The organism is Burkholderia pyrrocinia, from assembly GCF_018417535.1.
Classification (GTDB): domain Bacteria; phylum Pseudomonadota; class Gammaproteobacteria; order Burkholderiales; family Burkholderiaceae; genus Burkholderia; species Burkholderia pyrrocinia_E.
This window is the reverse complement of record NZ_CP070978.1, coordinates 1,934,153-1,949,940: the sequence shown is the minus strand read 5'-3', so window position 1 is coordinate 1,949,940 and position 15,788 is coordinate 1,934,153. Positions and strand designations below refer to the sequence as shown.

At 66.5% G+C, this 15,788-nt stretch carries 18 protein-coding genes; 12 read left to right on the top strand and 6 right to left on the bottom strand.

Annotation, left to right across the window (positions count from 1 at the left end; translation table 11 throughout):
* Positions 1–56 precede the first annotated feature (56 nt).
* The 6 genes from JYG32_RS26870 to arsN2 all read left to right on the top strand — a co-directional run bounded on the left by JYG32_RS26870 (position 57) and on the right by arsN2 (position 3,994).
* Positions 57–464: a peptide ABC transporter ATPase gene (locus tag JYG32_RS26870; RefSeq protein WP_174378665.1), complete on the top strand. Its 408-nt coding sequence runs from the start codon at positions 57–59 to the stop codon at positions 462–464.
* Between the two features lie 204 nt (positions 465–668).
* Positions 669–1,004: an ArsR/SmtB family transcription factor gene (locus JYG32_RS26865; protein WP_213265632.1), complete on the top strand. Its 336-nt coding sequence runs from the start codon at positions 669–671 to the stop codon at positions 1,002–1,004.
* A 22-nt stretch (positions 1,005–1,026) separates the two neighbouring features.
* Positions 1,027–1,521 (top strand): arsenate reductase ArsC, encoded by a 495-nt coding sequence (locus JYG32_RS26860; RefSeq protein ID WP_213265631.1) that lies wholly within the window; start codon positions 1,027–1,029, stop codon positions 1,519–1,521.
* A 64-nt stretch (positions 1,522–1,585) separates the two neighbouring features.
* On the top strand, positions 1,586–2,656 hold the full coding sequence (gene arsB / locus JYG32_RS26855) for an ACR3 family arsenite efflux transporter (RefSeq protein WP_213265630.1): 1,071 nt from the start codon (positions 1,586–1,588) through the stop codon (positions 2,654–2,656).
* 65 nt (positions 2,657–2,721) lie between these two features.
* Positions 2,722–3,444 (top strand): arsenical resistance protein ArsH, encoded by a 723-nt coding sequence (gene arsH / locus JYG32_RS26850; protein WP_174378668.1) that lies wholly within the window; start codon positions 2,722–2,724, stop codon positions 3,442–3,444.
* The gene (gene arsN2, locus JYG32_RS26845; protein ID WP_249744656.1) at positions 3,422–3,994 is read left to right on the top strand and encodes an arsenic resistance N-acetyltransferase ArsN2; all 573 of its coding nucleotides are present in this window, start codon (positions 3,422–3,424) and stop codon (positions 3,992–3,994) included. Before arsH ends, arsN2 begins: the two co-directional genes overlap by 23 nt.
* Before the next feature lie 321 nt (positions 3,995–4,315).
* Here arsN2 and JYG32_RS26840 read toward each other — a convergent pair whose 3' ends face one another.
* Both JYG32_RS26840 and JYG32_RS26835 read right to left on the bottom strand, forming a co-directional pair.
* Positions 4,316–4,636 carry an XRE family transcriptional regulator gene (locus JYG32_RS26840; RefSeq protein ID WP_174378669.1) on the bottom strand — a complete coding sequence of 107 codons (321 nt, stop codon included), beginning with the start codon at positions 4,634–4,636 and terminating at the stop codon, positions 4,316–4,318.
* The gene (locus JYG32_RS26835) at positions 4,633–4,974 is read right to left on the bottom strand and encodes a SymE family type I addiction module toxin (protein ID WP_213265629.1); all 342 of its coding nucleotides are present in this window, start codon (positions 4,972–4,974) and stop codon (positions 4,633–4,635) included. The genes JYG32_RS26840 and JYG32_RS26835 overlap by 4 nt, the downstream gene beginning before the upstream one ends.
* A 498-nt stretch (positions 4,975–5,472) precedes the next feature.
* Between JYG32_RS26835 and JYG32_RS26830 the strand changes: the two genes are divergently transcribed.
* Positions 5,473–5,655, top strand: a complete 183-nt coding sequence (locus JYG32_RS26830; RefSeq protein ID WP_249744655.1) for a hypothetical protein — start codon at positions 5,473–5,475, stop codon at positions 5,653–5,655.
* Between the two features lie 39 nt (positions 5,656–5,694).
* On the opposite strand, the gene JYG32_RS26825 is transcribed toward JYG32_RS26830, so the two are convergent.
* Complete coding sequence (locus JYG32_RS26825) at positions 5,695–6,504, bottom strand: TlpA family protein disulfide reductase (protein ID WP_213265628.1); 810 nt, start codon at positions 6,502–6,504, stop codon at positions 5,695–5,697.
* A 735-nt stretch (positions 6,505–7,239) separates the two neighbouring features.
* On the bottom strand, positions 7,240–8,241 hold the full coding sequence (locus JYG32_RS26820; RefSeq protein WP_213265627.1) for a hypothetical protein: 1,002 nt from the start codon (positions 8,239–8,241) through the stop codon (positions 7,240–7,242).
* A gap of 193 nt (positions 8,242–8,434) precedes the next feature.
* Here JYG32_RS26820 and JYG32_RS26815 point away from each other — a divergent pair, with 193 nt between their 5' ends.
* Complete coding sequence (locus JYG32_RS26815) at positions 8,435–9,160, top strand: class I SAM-dependent methyltransferase (protein WP_213265626.1); 726 nt, start codon at positions 8,435–8,437, stop codon at positions 9,158–9,160.
* Positions 9,161–9,381: 221 nt separating this feature from the next.
* Here the strand turns inward: JYG32_RS26815 and JYG32_RS26810 are convergent, their stop codons facing one another.
* The gene (locus JYG32_RS26810) at positions 9,382–9,858 is read right to left on the bottom strand and encodes a GNAT family N-acetyltransferase (protein WP_174378674.1); all 477 of its coding nucleotides are present in this window, start codon (positions 9,856–9,858) and stop codon (positions 9,382–9,384) included.
* Between the two features lie 245 nt (positions 9,859–10,103).
* Between JYG32_RS26810 and JYG32_RS26805 the strand changes: the two genes are divergently transcribed.
* Positions 10,104–11,768 (top strand): ABC transporter ATP-binding protein, encoded by a 1,665-nt coding sequence (locus JYG32_RS26805; protein WP_213265625.1) that lies wholly within the window; start codon positions 10,104–10,106, stop codon positions 11,766–11,768.
* Between the two features lie 33 nt (positions 11,769–11,801).
* Here the strand turns inward: JYG32_RS26805 and JYG32_RS26800 are convergent, their stop codons facing one another.
* The gene (locus tag JYG32_RS26800; protein WP_213265624.1) at positions 11,802–12,839 is read right to left on the bottom strand and encodes an aldo/keto reductase; all 1,038 of its coding nucleotides are present in this window, start codon (positions 12,837–12,839) and stop codon (positions 11,802–11,804) included.
* A gap of 133 nt (positions 12,840–12,972) precedes the next feature.
* On the opposite strand from JYG32_RS26800, the gene JYG32_RS26795 reads away from it, so the two are divergent.
* The 3 genes from JYG32_RS26795 to JYG32_RS26785 all read left to right on the top strand — a co-directional run bounded on the left by JYG32_RS26795 (position 12,973) and on the right by JYG32_RS26785 (position 15,754).
* On the top strand, positions 12,973–13,860 hold the full coding sequence (locus tag JYG32_RS26795; RefSeq protein WP_213265623.1) for a LysR family transcriptional regulator: 888 nt from the start codon (positions 12,973–12,975) through the stop codon (positions 13,858–13,860).
* A gap of 221 nt (positions 13,861–14,081) precedes the next feature.
* Entirely contained in the window at positions 14,082–14,381 is a 300-nt protein-coding gene (locus JYG32_RS26790; protein ID WP_213265622.1) for an ArsR/SmtB family transcription factor, read from the top strand.
* 20 nt (positions 14,382–14,401) lie between these two features.
* On the top strand, positions 14,402–15,754 hold the full coding sequence (locus tag JYG32_RS26785) for a pyridoxal phosphate-dependent decarboxylase family protein (RefSeq protein ID WP_213265621.1): 1,353 nt from the start codon (positions 14,402–14,404) through the stop codon (positions 15,752–15,754).
* The last annotated feature ends 34 nt before the right edge of the window (positions 15,755–15,788 follow it).

The window sequence follows — 15,788 nt, the reverse complement described above, 5'->3', positions numbered from 1 at the left end:
TGCAAGCGGCGCGCGCGGGGCCACTTTCCCGCGCCCATCACCATGAGGATTGCGTCATGTCGAAGCACGAGGCCCTGCGGGGCGATATCAAGGGGCAGGCCCGGGAAGCGGATCGCCACAATCTGGTTCGGCCGGATGTGAACGGTGCGCTGTGGGCGCGCGGCCTGACGACGAAGCGCGTCGCCGACCTGTTCCGGACGCTGCCGGGTTTGCCGGGCCACTGGATGCAGCTGCAGAACGAGGTCAACGCCGGGAATCGCTACTTCTACGGCGGCATCCAGAACGGCAGCGTGACGACCGACGAAGGGAAGGCGCTGATCCGCTGGATCGCCGACGCGGTCGTGAGCGCTGCCGGGAAGGCCACGTTCGATTTTCCGCTGCAGCAGCTGCGCTTCACGGCCGACATGGGCTGGCTCAAGCTGCAGCGCGTGTCGGGGCGCGTGATGGTGTTCTCGCGGCCGTGAGCCGTGCGTCGAGCGAGATGCCGACGGCCGTGGGAGCGCATCGGGAAGCGCGCGACGCGTCGTTGAAAGCGGGGTTGTCGGCGGACGAAGGGTTCGTCGGCTGAGGCAGTCGTTTTGGGTGTCCCCGATCGTTGGTCACCGCCTGGCCGCCGCTTCATCTCGAAGTGGCTTTCCATGATTCGATATTTCGACTATTATCGAAAAATGGAAACGAACCAGACCATTTCGGCGCTCTCGGCGCTCGCGCACGAATCCCGGCTCGCCGTCTTCCGCGCGCTGGTGCAGGCGGGGCCGCAGGGCCTGCCGGCCGGGCAGATCGCCACGCTGCTGGATGTGCCCCCTTCATCGCTCTCCTTTCATCTGAAGGAATTGGCCCATGCCGAGCTCGTCACGAGCCGGCAGGAAGGCCGCTTCGTCATCTACTGCGCGAACTTCGCGACGATGAACGGCTTGCTGACCTATCTCACGGAGAACTGCTGCGGCGGTAATCCGTGCTCGCCGATGTCCGCCTGTTCGACGCCCGGCACGCAATCTTCCTGAAGCGCCTTCGCGTACCTCGCCCATGACCACGAACGTCCTGATCCTCTGCACCCACAACTCCGCGCGCAGCGTGCTCGCGGAAGGCATGCTCAATCATTGGGCGGCGACGCTCGGCAAGGACGTGCGCGCGTACAGCGCCGGCAGCGCGCCGAGCGGCCGGCTCAATCCGTTCGCGCTGGAAGCGCTGACGAACGCCGGTGTCGACGTAAGCGGCTACCGCAGCAAGAGCTGGGACGAATTCGTCGGCGACGGTGTGCCAGAATTGCGCGTCGTCATCACGGTGTGCGACAGTGCGGCCGCGGAGACGTGTCCGTACTGGCCCGGCAGCCCCGTCAAAGTGCATTGGGGCTACGCCGATCCGTCGAACGCGTTGGGCGGCGACGAAGGCAAGCGTCTCGCGTTCGAACTCACGCGCCAGGCGATCGGCTATCGCATGCTGCAGTTGCTGGCGCTGCCGCTCGATCGCATGAGCAACGCCGAACTCCAGGCGGCACTGACCGAGATTTCCCGGAGCTGATCGTTCGCGTGGCGGCCGGCCGAATCCACGGGCCGCCAGCGACTTCAAGACCGATACCCGTCCAATGAACACGTCCAACGTCGCCCCGCCGGAGCAGGCCGTTGCAAAGCCCTCCATCAACTTCTTCGAACGCTATCTGACCGTCTGGGTGGCGCTGTGCATCGTCGCCGGCATCGCGCTCGGCCAGGCGCTGCCCGGCCTGTTCCAGCAGATCGGCCGGATGGAATATGCGCAGGTCAATCTGCCGGTCGGATTGCTCATCTGGGTGATGATCATCCCGATGCTGGTCAAGGTCGACTTCGGCGCGTTGCACGAAGTGCGTCAGCACGTAAAAGGCATCGGCGTCACGCTCGTCGTGAACTGGCTCGTCAAGCCGTTCTCGATGGCCTTCCTCGGCTGGCTGTTCATCCGGCATCTGTTCGCGCCGGTGCTGCCGGCCGAGCAGCTCGACAGCTACATCGCCGGCCTGATTCTGCTGGCTGCTGCACCGTGCACGGCGATGGTGTTCGTGTGGAGCCGGCTGACCGGCGGCGATCCGCTGTTCACGCTGTCGCAGGTGGCGCTGAACGACAGCATCATGGTGATCGCGTTCGCGCCGCTGGTCGGATTGCTGCTTGGGATGTCGGCGATTACGGTGCCGTGGGCGACGCTGCTCACGTCGGTGGTCCTTTATATCGTCATCCCGGTGATCCTTGCGCAGCTCTGGCGCAAGCGGCTGCTCGCGAACGGTCAGGCCGCATTCGACGACGCGATGGCGAAAATCGGCCCGTGGTCGATCGCCGCGTTGCTGGTTACGCTCGTGCTGCTGTTCGCGTTCCAGGGCGAAGCGATCCTGAAGCAGCCGCTGGTGATCGCGCTGCTTGCGGTGCCGATCCTGATCCAGGTGTTTTTCAATTCGGCGCTCGCGTACTGGCTCAATCGCGCGGTCGGCGAGAAGCACAACATCGCGTGCCCGTCGGCGCTGATCGGCGCGTCCAATTTCTTCGAGCTGGCCGTCGCGGCTGCGATCAGCCTGTTCGGTTTTCATTCCGGCGCGGCGCTGGCCACCGTGGTGGGCGTGCTGATCGAAGTGCCCGTCATGCTGCTGGTGGTGCGCATCGTCAACCGGTCGAAGGGCTGGTACGAACGCGCTTGAGCAAACAGGAGAATCCATCCGCATGAACTACGTCACGATTCACCGCGATTACGCGGAGGGCAAGCATGTCTGACCGTCTGGACAACCTGCCGCAACTCGACATCGAATCGTTCCGCGTGCCGGATGCCGGCCAGTTGCGGCCGGCGGCGCCGTCGACCCATCCGCCCCGGTTCCTGCTTTTGTACGGCTCGCTGCGCGAGCGTTCGTTCAGCCGGCTGCTGATCGAGGAAGCCGCGCGCCTGCTCACCGCGATGGGCGCCGACGTGCGCGTGTTCAATCCGAGCGGCCTGCCGCTGCCGGACGATGCGCCGGAGAGCCACCCGAAGGTCGTCGAGTTGCGCGAGCTCGTGCAATGGTCGGAAGGCATGGTGTGGTGCTCGCCGGAGCGGCACGGTGCGATGACCGGGATCATGAAATCCCAGATCGACTGGATTCCGCTCACGATGGGCGCCGTTCGGCCGACCCAGGGCAAGACGCTAGCCGTCATGCAGGTCAGCGGCGGCTCGCAATCGTTCAATGCGGTGAACCAGATGCGTGTGCTCGGGCGCTGGATGCGCATGCTGACCATCCCGAACCAGTCGTCGGTGGCCAAGGCGTTCGCGGAATTCGACGAAGCAGGGCGGATGAAGCCGTCGGCTTATTTCGATCGTGTCGTGGATGTGCTGGAGGAACTGGTGAAGTTCACGTTGCTGACGCGGGATGTTGGCCCTTATCTCGTCGATCGATATAGCGAGCGGAAGGAAAGCGCGGAGGAACTGTCGAAGCGTGTCAATCAGCGCAGTATCTGACGCGACGTGGCGCGGTGGCTCGCCGGCCGCCTGCGCCTCGATCGAGGCCATACCTGCCAGCGATCGTTACCGCGAGCAAAGCCTCCACCACCCTGGGATCGACGCCATGCAACTTCGTGCTGCCGCAGTATCCGATCTGGTCTCGATAGAGGTTCTGCTTCGCGCCTGCGATTTGCCGGTTGCCGGTGTTGTTGACCACTTGCCTAATTTCATTGTGGCTGCGGATACCGGACGCATCATCGCATGCGGCGGCATCGAATATCACGGTGACTTCGCGTTGATCCGTTCGATTGCGGTCGCTACGCAAGCTCGCGGGAGCGGCTTCGGAAAGGCGATCGTCTCGCGCCTGCTGGCGGCATGTCGCAGTCGCTCGATCGAGGCGGTAGCGTTGCGCACGACCACCGCGGAGGACTACTTTGCTCGGCAGGATTTCGTACGGGTTCAGCCTGGCGACGTGCCCCGGCCACTCCTGTCGTCCGGCCAGTTCGCGGGCGTGTGTCCGGCATCTGCGATTGTCATGCTGAAAGTGCTTTGCCCGCGATCAGCGTGAACGGGCGTTAGCCGCGTTCGGGTATAGGCTGCAAGGGCCGACATTGTCGCGATAGTGTCGGTGTTCATCGCGGACGCCGAAAATTTGATTGGCCGGCGGATTGATGTTGTGCATGCGCCCTTCGGCATGCTCGGCATGGCCTTGTCGGCCGGATGGCTCGAGCAGTACGGCATGGTTTCGTGCCGTCAGTGCGCAGTGTTTGCTATCCGCGTGGATCGGTGCCAGCCTGTTCCGATCCTTGAAAAGTGTGGCGCCGGAGCCGCTTGGGCGGCGGCCGTCGGGCCCGGCCGCCACACTTTTTTTCGCCTGCTTCGCAGGCCGTCAGATTGAAACCGTGATGCCCGCCGAACGCGAGCGCCCCGCAGGCCGCACCACGATTTCGACATGCTGGCCAAACGACACCAGCGTCAGCATCAGCAGATCCAGCGAAACGTTCCGGAGCCTGTCGCGCTGCGCCGGGGTTGCTACCGGCCGGGCCATGTCCGCGAGCGCCGCAGCCTCGGTCTCGCTCAGGCCACGCGAGGCGATCAGTGCGTTTAGCTTCAGCGCGAGAGCGGCCTTGGCCGACAGTGTCCCGGCGTCGTCGAAACCGGGGGCGAACGGAGCGTTGTCAGTGCGTTGACGCGAGTCGTTGCGATTCATTGCGCCTCCCGCGTCATCACCGGAAACTGCCGCCGTTGCTGTCGCGTCGCGCGATCGACATCAGCGACACCGTCCTTCCCGACAGGGTCGCCGTCTATTTCGTCGATTGGCGTGATCACCAGCCGCTTGTGTGTTACCTCGATCTGCAAGCGCTGCTCGGGCTCAAAACCTGCGCCTTCGATCCACTGGCCGGACAGCTTCATCCACAGATACAGGACCGGCGGTGCCCTGTCGGAGAACCGGAGGTGCGGAATGGTGCGGCGATGTCGGAAAGACGCTTGAGGGGTGACGAAACAATCGTGGACAAGTGCCGGTGCGTTATGATTCGCGTCAGCCATGGTCAACTCCTTGGTTGAGTTGGTTGTGGTCAGCGGTCCGTGGGTGCTCTTAACACCTGCGGGCCGCGCTCGTTTACGCGACGGATTTTTATCGCCGGGACCATCACTCACATGACGCTCTCGATGGCCCGACATCCTCGCGCAAACGCGTAACTACTGTAGCCCGATTCGGCGTGTATCGGGTTACGGAAAGGTGCGTTTCCTTAACGTTAGCCATTCGGCCAGGGTATCGCGCGATCGCATCTTCATCGATTCGCAGCGGGCGCACCGGCAAGCAGCGCGGTCGGCTGTTTCGCTTCGCTTGAAGCACGCCGCACGGGTATGTCGTTCGCACTATGCCGATCGCGCTCGAACTCGCGCGCGAACGCCGCTACATCACCCGCCAGCGCTTCCATCGACGCACAAAGCCCCGAAATCTCCCGTTCGCCGACCATCGCGAATGCACCGCGCATGCTGTGAATCTCCGGGCGTGCGACCTTCAGATCGCCCTACTGGCTGGTGCGCGACGCGCTGCGCAGCGGCGCGTTGCGGGAACGGCTGCCCGATCGGCCGGGCGTGATCTATCCGATCCATGCGGTGTGGCCGACCACGCTGCATCTTCCGCTGAAAGTCCGGGCCGCCGTCGATGCGCTGCTGGAACATCTCCCCGCCCGGCTGGCCGCGGTCGAAGCGCGCATGTGACGAAGCGGCGTCGCGCCGCTTCCCGGTGGCCGACGCGCGTTACTGCCCGAAGCGTTGCGTCACGGTGTCCTTCAGCCGTGCGGCGGTCAGCTCGCCCATGTGCGATTCGACGAGTTCGCCTTTCGCGTTGAAGAACAGCGTGGTCGGCAGCCCGCGCGACCCGTACGCGTGCATCGCGTGCAGCGACGGATCGAGCAGCACGTGATCGAAGCGCAGGCCCTGCTGTTCGAGGAACGCGCGCACGGCTTGTGCGTTTTCACCCTGGTTGAGCATCAGCACCGTGATGTCCGGATGGTCGCGCTGCGCCTGTTCGAAGATCGGCATCTCGCGGCGGCACGGCGGGCACCATGTCGCCCACAGGTTCACGACGACCGACTTGCCGGCAAAGCTTTGAGGCAATACGGGCGTCGAATCGAGCGCTTCGAGCTGCATCGCGGCGAGCGGCGGCGCGGCATGCTGCCACGTCGCCAGCGTGCCCTGCGCAATGCCCCATGCGGCGAGGCCCGCGACGATGCCGGCCAGCACTGGGCGACGCAGCGCAGGCAGCCGGCGCAGCCGCCAGCCGGCAAATACCAGCGCGGCCGCGACGCCGATGCGCCAGTCGAAGCCGCCATCGCCGAGCGCGACGATCGATCGCGGCGCGGCCGCGTAGTCGCGCCACCATTGCGCGACATAACCGATGCGCGCGGCGACCAGCCCGAGCAGCAGCACGTCGAGGATCAGGCTCGCTGCGGTCTTGTGATGTCCGTCAGGCGGGCGGCGCTGGATGAAACGTGCGACGAGCCACGCCAGCAACGCGGCGACGGCTACCGCGACGACGCGGATCGAGAAGGGACCGATGCTCAGCATGAAAGGAAAAGGGTGGGTGTGATCGAGCGGGGCAGGAGACGGGATTGTCCGCCGCGGCGATGAAGTTGTCGACGGGCGTGCGGCGTTTCGACCGGCTGTGATGCACACGGGTTCCGTTCGCGAACGTAACGGCGTGTTGCGAATTCGATGAGCGTGGTTGCGTCAGGAAGGCGTGATTTTCATGCGGATGGGCAGCGAATCAGACGGATCTGATGGTCGGTCGCGGATCCTTCAACAACAATACGTATGCCGGTCCGGCGTGGTGTCCGCCGGCATCCCGAACAGGGATCTCTCGTTGACGGCAGCTTCCCCCGCGACCGGCCGCTGTTCTATCGTCCTGCGTGCGGGTGTGAATGCGTTGTGGCGGCCGGTGGGCGCGGCCGCGCGCCGATTCATGTCGGCGGGTTCAACGGAACAGGAACGCTGCCGGATGCGAGCACCGGGCATTCACTCGCGCATTGCATGACGCCCGGCTTCATGATTTGGTCAATGGATTCAGGTTATTTGAAATGGCTTTGTGGCCGGGCGGAAATTCAGCGCGGGACGATCTGATTCAGATGGTCGAATAGATCGAAAAAACAACTCGACATTTATTTGTTGCGGTCTTTTGCGCCGATGAAAAACATGAGCCGCGGCGTGGCGAGCGACGACAGCAGGCTGTTCACGGGCCGACCAGTTTGATGCAGGTGCTGGAGATCCTTATCCGCTGCCGCGGCGCTTACCATTTGCATGCGATCACTGGCCGTTGCCGGATGCCGTACCGCCGAGCCGATAGGCGGTGAAGAACTCGTACCACGGCGACCCTTCGGCAATCGGAACCCCGAGCGCCGATGTGCGTCGCTTCAATGCACCGAACACGTCGTTGATGCGTGCCGTCTGCGCGGCATCGTTGAACGGATAAGGCCGGGATCTTCCCGCCGCGAACGCGCCATACGCGATCGCGAGCAGGCGCGCGCTGTCGTCGGTCGCGGCGATCGATCCGTCGATCGCTTCGGCGAAGCGCGGCCGGTCTTCGGCACGCGACCCGGACAGGCACAGGAACACGATGGCCGACAGTTCATGCAGGTCCTTCACCTGCAGCAAGGCGGGCAGCCGTGCGACGATCCGCTCCACCGGCTCGTCACGCAGCGCAGCGCCGAAGTCGAGCACGGCGGTCATCGGATTCCTGTCCGCTTTCAGGCGATCGAGCGCAGGCGGTGTGGCCGACGTGCCGTCCGGCAACGATGGCGGCGCGGATCGCAACGCGTCGGCCACCTGCTGCGTCCATTCCGGAAAGATCATCCGCACGTTACCGAACTGCTCGCCGCCTTCGGCTGCCGGATTCCACCGATAGACGATCGTGCCGCCGCGAATGAACGGCGAATACAGATGCTCGGGCGTTAGCGGCAGCGGCCGCCGGTTGATCGGCAGCCACGCGAGCGTCAGCCAGTCGTAACGGCCCGTCGCGGGCACGGCAGGGCTCGAACTCGCGACGACCTGCCACGTGCCGCGGTTCGCATAACGACGACGCGCGTCGGGCACCGGGACGGTCTGGCCTTTCGCGGTGTCGAAATACGTCGCGCCGGTCACGTTCGCGCCGCTGTCCGCGGCCGGCGTGATGGTGGAGATGACCCACGACGAACCGTCCGCCGAACGGTAGTCGGACGGCTTCAGCGTGGCGACGTCGTGAACCATGCGCGTTTCCGCCGCGACGGGGCTCGGGGGAAGATTGGCGGGGGCGGCGACGATACTCGGCATGGGCTTTCCTCGGAATCGGCTGCGTATCGTCGAACGGGACGATGCACGGCGGCGCGGGTTGTTTCCTGTAACTGTAGAACTTCGCCGCCGGAAACGGCAACCGCCGCACGTGGCGCAACCCGCTCACGCCTTCCGCCGCTTCGGCTTACCATGCGCATCCTGGGCCAACGACGAATACCGATCGGGAGTGGACATGTCCGACACGAAAGCCATCACTGAACACTGGACGCAGGTGGCCGATCAATGGATCGGCTGGGCCGGCACACCGGGCCACGATGCGTTCTGGAAATACCGCGCGGGGCTCGCGGCCTACATCGGCCGCGGCACCGGCCGCGCGCTGGAAGTCGGCTGCGGCGAAGGCCGCGTGAGCCGCGAACTGAAAGCGCTCGGCTACGACGTGACCGCGAGCGACGCGGTGCCCGCGATGCTCGACGCCGCGCGTCACGCGGATTCCGCGCATCGCTACGAACTGGTCGACGCGGCGTCGCTGCCGTTCGACGCGGCCAGCTTCGATCTCGTGATGGCGTACAACGTGCTGATGGATCTCGACGACATGCAGCGCGCGTTGAACGAGGCGCGCCGCGTGCTGAAGCCGGGCGGGCTGCTGTTCATTTCGCTCGTGCACCCGTTCCGCGATCGCGGCGGCTTCGCGGGGCCGCAACCCGATGCGCCGTTCGTGCTGAAGGGCAGCTATTTCGGGCGCGAGCACTTCGATGGCGTGGAGACGCGCGACGGGCTGTCGATGCACTTCGCGGGCTGGTCGCTGCCGCTGCAGGCGTACATGGAAGCGCTGGAAGCGGCCGGATTCGCGATCGTGTCGCTGCGCGAACCGCCGCCGGACCAGGCCGATACGGACCAGTTGAAGCAGTGGGCGCGTGTACCGCTGTTTCTGTGGATCAAGGCGCGGCCGTTGGACTGAGCACTGGGGCTGCTCCAGCCGGCGTGTTGTACAGGGAACTCCGGTGACGGTGGATTCGCTTGGGCGGGAAGCGAATACAAATCGACGCACCGAAATTGTGTCCTTCGGGATACCAAGGCCGTGACGGCGTACAACGCGCGGCGGTGTGGCCGCGCGACGGGCTGTCGATGCATTTCGCGAGCTGGTCGCAGCCGCTGAATCGAGCGCCCGACCCGCCGCGCTCAGCGCGGCAGCTCCTTCCTGTAAACCACGCCCCCCGTTTTTCCCGCGACGGTGTCGTAGAGCCGCATCGCCGTGTGATTCGTTTCGTGCGTCTGCCAGTACACGCGTTCGGCGCGATGCCGGCGCGCGGCGTCGTACACGGCCTCGATCAGCGCGCGGCCGACGCCTTTGCCGCGCTCGCTGTCGAGCGTGAACAGATCCTGCAGATAGCAGGTCGGCCCGGCATGCGTCGTGCTGCGGTGATACAGGAAATGCACGAGCCCGACGAGCCTGCCGTCACGTTCCGCGACGAAAGCATGCACGGGTTCGTAGCCGTCGAAGAAGCGCGACCACGTGAGCTGTGTGATGGCCAGTGGCAGTGCCGTATCGTCGAAGCGGCCGTAGAAGCGGTTATAGCCGTCCCACAGCGGCAGCCAGCGGTCGTAGTCGTCTTCCCGGACCGCACGTACGGTCAGGCCGGCGTCGGCAGCGTTCATGTTTGCGAACCTTTTCGATGAGGGATGGACGCGTTGCCGGGCGGGCCGACAACGACGCAAATCGCCACGATAGGCAGTTCGCGGCGCGCTGGGTAGGCCCATGGCGGTCGCGGTTTCTGGTGCCACGGTGGACGTCCGCGCGTTGCCGCCGCCATGCCGCTCCAGCGCCGCCACGGCATTTCTTTCAGTCTGTTAGACTTTTCGCCCGCTCGTCGCCATCCGGGCCGCGCCCGGTTCTTCGCGTCATGAACGAACACCACGCGCCGAATCCGATCACCGAGGTCCTGCGGGCCTACTGGAAGTCCGATCGCTGGATGTTGCTGGCGGTCGCGGCGGTCGTCGTCCTGTCGAGTACGAGCGCCGTCGCCGCGCCGTATCTGTTCTCGCGCCTGATCGATGCGCTGTCGCATCGCGGCGCGCTCCACGCGCTGATCCCGGGCTTCGTGCTCTACGCCGTCCTGCTGGGTGTCTCCAGCGCGTTGCAACGCGTGGTGCAGTACCTGGCGTTCATGAGCGCGGAGAATCTCGGGTTCATCACGAGCACGCGCTTCTTCGAGCGCATCCTGAAGAAGACCACGGCCTTCTTCGTCGAACACAATCCGGCGGAAATCCAGAACGCGAATGCACGTGGGCGTTCGTCGCTGTCGGTGCTCGTGCAGCTCGGCCTGATGGACCTGATCCCCGGCGCGCTGCAGATCGTGCTCACGCTCGTCACGCTCGGTGCGCTGATCAATCTCGAGGTGGTGACGATCGCGGCCGCGTACGGCGTGGTCGCGGTGGTGATCGCGATCGTGTCCGCGCGGCGTTCGCGGGCGTTTCTCGACCGCGCGATCGAGGCCGGACAGGAGAATGCGCGTTTCGTCGGCGGCGCCATCAACGCAATGGAGACGCTCCGGCATTTCGGCAGCCATCGCTGGATGAACGAGCGTTTCGCGGAGAAAGCGCGCGCCGTGCGCGACAACTGGCGTGCGTATGTGCTGCGTCACGTCGGCTATCTCGCGCTGCTGGGCCTCGGCCTCGCGATCCAGTTCGCGGTGACGTTCTGGCTGCTCCTGCCGCGTCACGAGGCCGGCGCGCTGTCGATCGGCGACATCGTGCTGTTCAACACGCTGCTGCTGCAGCTCAACCTGCCGTTCGAGATGATCGCGCGCGCCGTCGACGAGATCGCACGCGCACGCGCGACGCTCGCGCCGTTCGCGGCGATGTGGGCGGCGCCCGAGGAGCGGCAGGTGTCGCATGCTTCCGCGTTCGTGCCGCGCGAAGGGCGCGTCGTATTCGAGCGCGTCGGCTACGCGTACGGCAACGGCCGCGGCGTGGCCGACGTCGACTTCGTCGCGGAACGTGGCGCGATCACGTTCGTCGTCGGCGAGACGGGCGCGGGGAAATCCACGGTCTTCAAGCTGGCGTTGAAGTCGATCGAACCGACCGACGGGCGCATTCTCGTCGACGGCGTCGATCTCGCGGACATCGACCGCGCCGACTGGTATGGCGCGGTCGCCGTCGTGCCGCAGGACGTCGTGCTGCTGAACGAAAGCCTGGAGGACAACATCCTGCTCGGCCGGCCGCGCGACGCGCGGCGTTTGCGCGAGGCGGCCGCGAAAGCCACGATCCTGCCGTTCATCGACGCTTTGCCGGACGGCTTCCGCACGACGGTGGGCGAACGTGGCTTGAAGCTGTCGGGCGGCGAGCGTCAGCGCATCGCGATCGCGCGTGCGCTGTACGGCAAGCCGACCGTGCTGTTTCTCGACGAAGCGAGTTCCGCGCTCGACGAGGCCACGGAGCGCGACATCATGGAGCACGTGCGGCTGCTGGCCCGCGATGTCACGGTGATCGCGATTACGCACCGGCGTTCGGTCATCGGCGCGACCGACAAGGTCGTGCGGCTCGGCGACGCGGGCGTGCCGGCGTAGGGCGGCACGGCCACCTCCGTAGGCCGTCGCCGCTTACCCGCGCATCGGCGGATCGAGCCGCGCGAACGCCGGTTGCCGGCGATACGGGAAGTGCGGATACGGCGCTTCCACCGCGCTCGCCGCGTCGAGCGTCGCGACCTGCGCATCGGTCAGCGACCAGCCGACCGCGCCGAGGTTCTGGCGCAACTGTTCCTCGTTGCGCGCGCCGATGATCACCGACGACACGGTCGGGCGCTGCAGCAGCCAGTTCAGCGCGATCTGCGGCACGGTCTTGCCGGTTTCCTCCGCGATCGCGTCGAGCGCATCGACCACGTCGTACAGGCGTGCGTCGTCGACCGGCGGCCCGTAGCTGGCCGTTTCATGCAAGCGGCTGCCTTCGGGCAGCGGCGCATTGCGGCGGATCTTGCCGGTGAGCCGGCCCCAGCCGAGCGGGCTCCACACGAGCGCGCCGAGCCCCTGGTCCGCGCCGAGCGGCATCAGGTCCCACTCGTAGTCGCGGCCGACGAGCGAGTAGTAGACCTGGTTCGCCACGTAGCGCGACCAGCCGTGCCGGTCGGCCGCCGCGAGCGACTTCATGATCTGCCAGCCGGCGAAGTTCGACACGCCGATATAGCGCAGCTTGCCCGCGCGCACGAGATCGTCCAGCGTCGACATCACTTCCTCGACCGGCGTGCCCGCGTCGAACGCGTGCAACTGCAGCAGGTCGATGTAGTCGGTGTCGAGGCGGCGCAAAGCGGCGTCGACGGCGCGCACGAGCCGCGCGCGCGACGTGCCCGCATCGTTCGGGCCGTCGCCGGTCGGCAGGCCCGTCTTCGTCGAGATCAGCACCCGGTCGCGGCGCCCGTTGATCGCGGCGCCGAGTACGCGTTCGGATTCGCCGTCCGAATACACGTCGGCCGTGTCGAACAGGTTGACGCCCGCTTCCAGGCAGATGTCGACGAGGCGACGCGCTTCGTCGACGCCCGTGTTGCCCCATGCGCCGAACAACGGGCCGGTGCCGCCGAACGTGCCGGCGCCGAAGCTCAGGACGGGAACCTTGAGGCCGGAGCGGCCGAGCGTACGGTATTCCATGTGCATTTCCTTTGAATGGTCGAAGCCCGGCGCGTGCCGGACGGGCGCACGGCGGCGGAATCACACTGTATCGCTTGCGGATATTTCAGATAATTGGGCAGACTTCAAAAATATCCTTCGGAGGAAGCGAATAATGCTGCTCGATAACCTCGCGCTGTTCCTGCGCATCGTGGAGAAGGGCGGGCTGGCTGCGGCGGGCCGCGAGATCGGCCTGTCGCCGGCCACGGTGTCCGAGCGGCTGGCGGCGCTCGAGCGCCACTACGGCGCGGCGCTGCTCACGCGCACGACGCGCGCGATCAGCCTGACCGACGAGGGCCGCACGCTCGTCGCGGGCGCGCGGCGCCTGCTGGCCGAGGCCGACGAACTCGAAAGCCGTGTGCGCGTGGGCGCGCAGACGCTGTCGGGGCCCGTGCGCCTGAGCGCGCCGGCCGATCTCGGGCGCGAGCGCGTCGTGCCTGTCGTCGACGCGTTCCTGGCCGAGCATCCGGGCGTCACGGTCGACCTGCATCTCGGCGACGGCTACGTCGATCTCGTCGGGCAGGGGCTCGATTTCGCGATCCGCCGCGGCACGCTGGCGGACAGTTCGCTGCGCAGCCGTTCGCTCGGCCGTGCACGGCGCGTGGTGTGCGCGTCGCCCGCGTATCTCGCCGCGCACGGCACGCCACGGCATCCGGACGATCTCGCCGCGCACGACTGCATCGTGATGCGTTTCGGGCTCGACCTGTATGCCGAATGGCCGTTCAGCATCGACGGCGAATTGAAGCGCGTGATGGTGCGCGGCCGGCGCGTCGCCAATGACGGCGCGCTCGTGCGCGCGTGGTGTGTCGCGGGGCACGGCGTTGCGCTGAAGTCGCTGGTCGACGTCGAACGGGATCTCGCGTCCGGCGCGCTCGTCGAGGTTCTGCGCGCGTTCTCGCCGGGCGACGTCGATTTGCAGATCGTCTATCCGGGCAGCGCCGTGCAGCCGCGGCGCGTGCGTGCGCTGATCGAGCGGCTGGCGCAGGCACTGGCGGGGGCGTAAAGGCGCGTCGAACCTTGCGCGGATGGCGACGGCGTCGCGGCCCGATCGCGCGGTCCCGGGGCGATCGCAACGTGCGTGCCGATGCCGCAACGTCGAATCCCGCAGTTCGGCAGCCGTCGTTATCCGGCGAACGGCATGACCGCGTGAAACAGCCCCCCGATTCGCTTGCTCACATTTCGTCATTTAGCTAATATTCAAAACGTAAAACGAGACCTAACCCCATGGACGACGTCACCCGCATCAGCGCACTGGCCAACGAAAGCCGTCTGGCCGTGATGCGCTGGCTCAAGCAGCCGCGCAAGCATTTCCCGCCGCAGCCGCACGGCGACTTCGACAAACTCGGCGTGTGCTGCACTTACATCACCGAGAAGCTCGGCATCGCGCCGGCCACGACCACGCGCCACATGCGCATCCTCGCGGATGCCGGGCTCGTGCGCGCGACCCGCGTCGGCAAGTTCACGTACTACAAGCGGATCGACGGCGCGCTGCAGCAACTCGGCCGCGATCTCTCGCAACTCTGACTCCCAACGAGGCAACCGACATGGACGAACTTGCACTGTTGGCCGACGCCGACCGGCGCGCGCACGCGTATCTGGCCGCGACGAACGAACGGCGTGCGTTTCCGGACGCGGCCGCGCTGGCCGGCCTCGCCGCGTTCGACGAGCCGCTGCCCGGCGAAGGCCATGCGGCCGACGACACGCTGCGCCTGCTCGACGTGCACGGCTCGCCGGCCACTGTCGCGTCGAACGGCCCGAACTACTTCGGCTTCGTGATCGGCGCGGCGTTGCCGCCGGCCGCCGCCGCCGAGCGTCTGATGCTCGCGTGGGATCAGTGCGCGTCGTCGTACGCGAATTCGCCGGTGGCCGCGACGATCGAGCGCCAGGCCGCGCGCTGGGTCGTCGACGCGCTTGCGTTGCCAGAAGGCAGCGCGGTCGGTTTCGGCACGAGCGCGACGGCCTGCACGCTGGTCGCGCTCGTCGCCGCGCGGCGTGCGCTGCTCGCGCGCAAGGGCTGGGACATCGACGAGGACGGCCTGATCGGCGCGCCCGAGGTGAAGGTCGTGATCTCCGAGCTCGCGCACATCACGGTGAAGAAGGCACTGCGCGTGCTCGGCTTCGGGCTGAAGCGTCTCGTCGTCGCGCCGGTCGATGCGCACGGTCGCATCGACCCGGCGCGGTTGCCGCCGCTCGACGACATGACGATCCTCTGCTTGCAGGCCGGCGAAGTGAACACCGGCGAATTCGATCCGTTCGCGGCGCTGATTCCGCCCGCGAAGGCGGCCGGCGCATGGGTGCACGTGGACGGCGCGTTCGGCTTGTGGGCGCGCGCGTCGTCGAAGCGCGCGCTGACGGACGGCATCGACGGCGCGGACAGCTGGACGACCGATGGCCACAAGTGGCTCAACACGCCGTATGACGGCGCGATGGTGATTTGCCGCGACGCGGACGCGCTCGCGACCGCGATGAACAGCGATGCCGTCTATCTGAGCGGCGCGCGGGACGCGCAGAAGAACCTGAACCTCGAGTTCTCGCGGCGCGCGCGCGGCATTCCCGTATGGGCCGCGCTGCGCTCGCTCGGCCGCGCCGGTGTGGCCACGATGGTCGAGCGGCATTGCGCACAGGCATCGCGTGTCGCGGACGGCCTGCGTACGGCCGGCTATGACGTGCTGAATCGCGTCGTGCTGAACCAGGTGCTGGTGCGCGCCGGCACCGACGACGAAACCATTGCGATCCGTGAGGCCGCGCAGGCATCGGGCGACGTGTGGTTCGGCGCGACTGTATGGCAGGGGCGTCCGGCGTTTCGCATCAGCGTGTCGTCATGGCGCACGGAAGACGCGCACATCGATCGGCTCGTGGCGCTGCTGACTGAACTGCGCGGCACGCACGTGCGCTGAAGGGGGCGGGGGCGGCGGCGAACCGGCGTCGCTA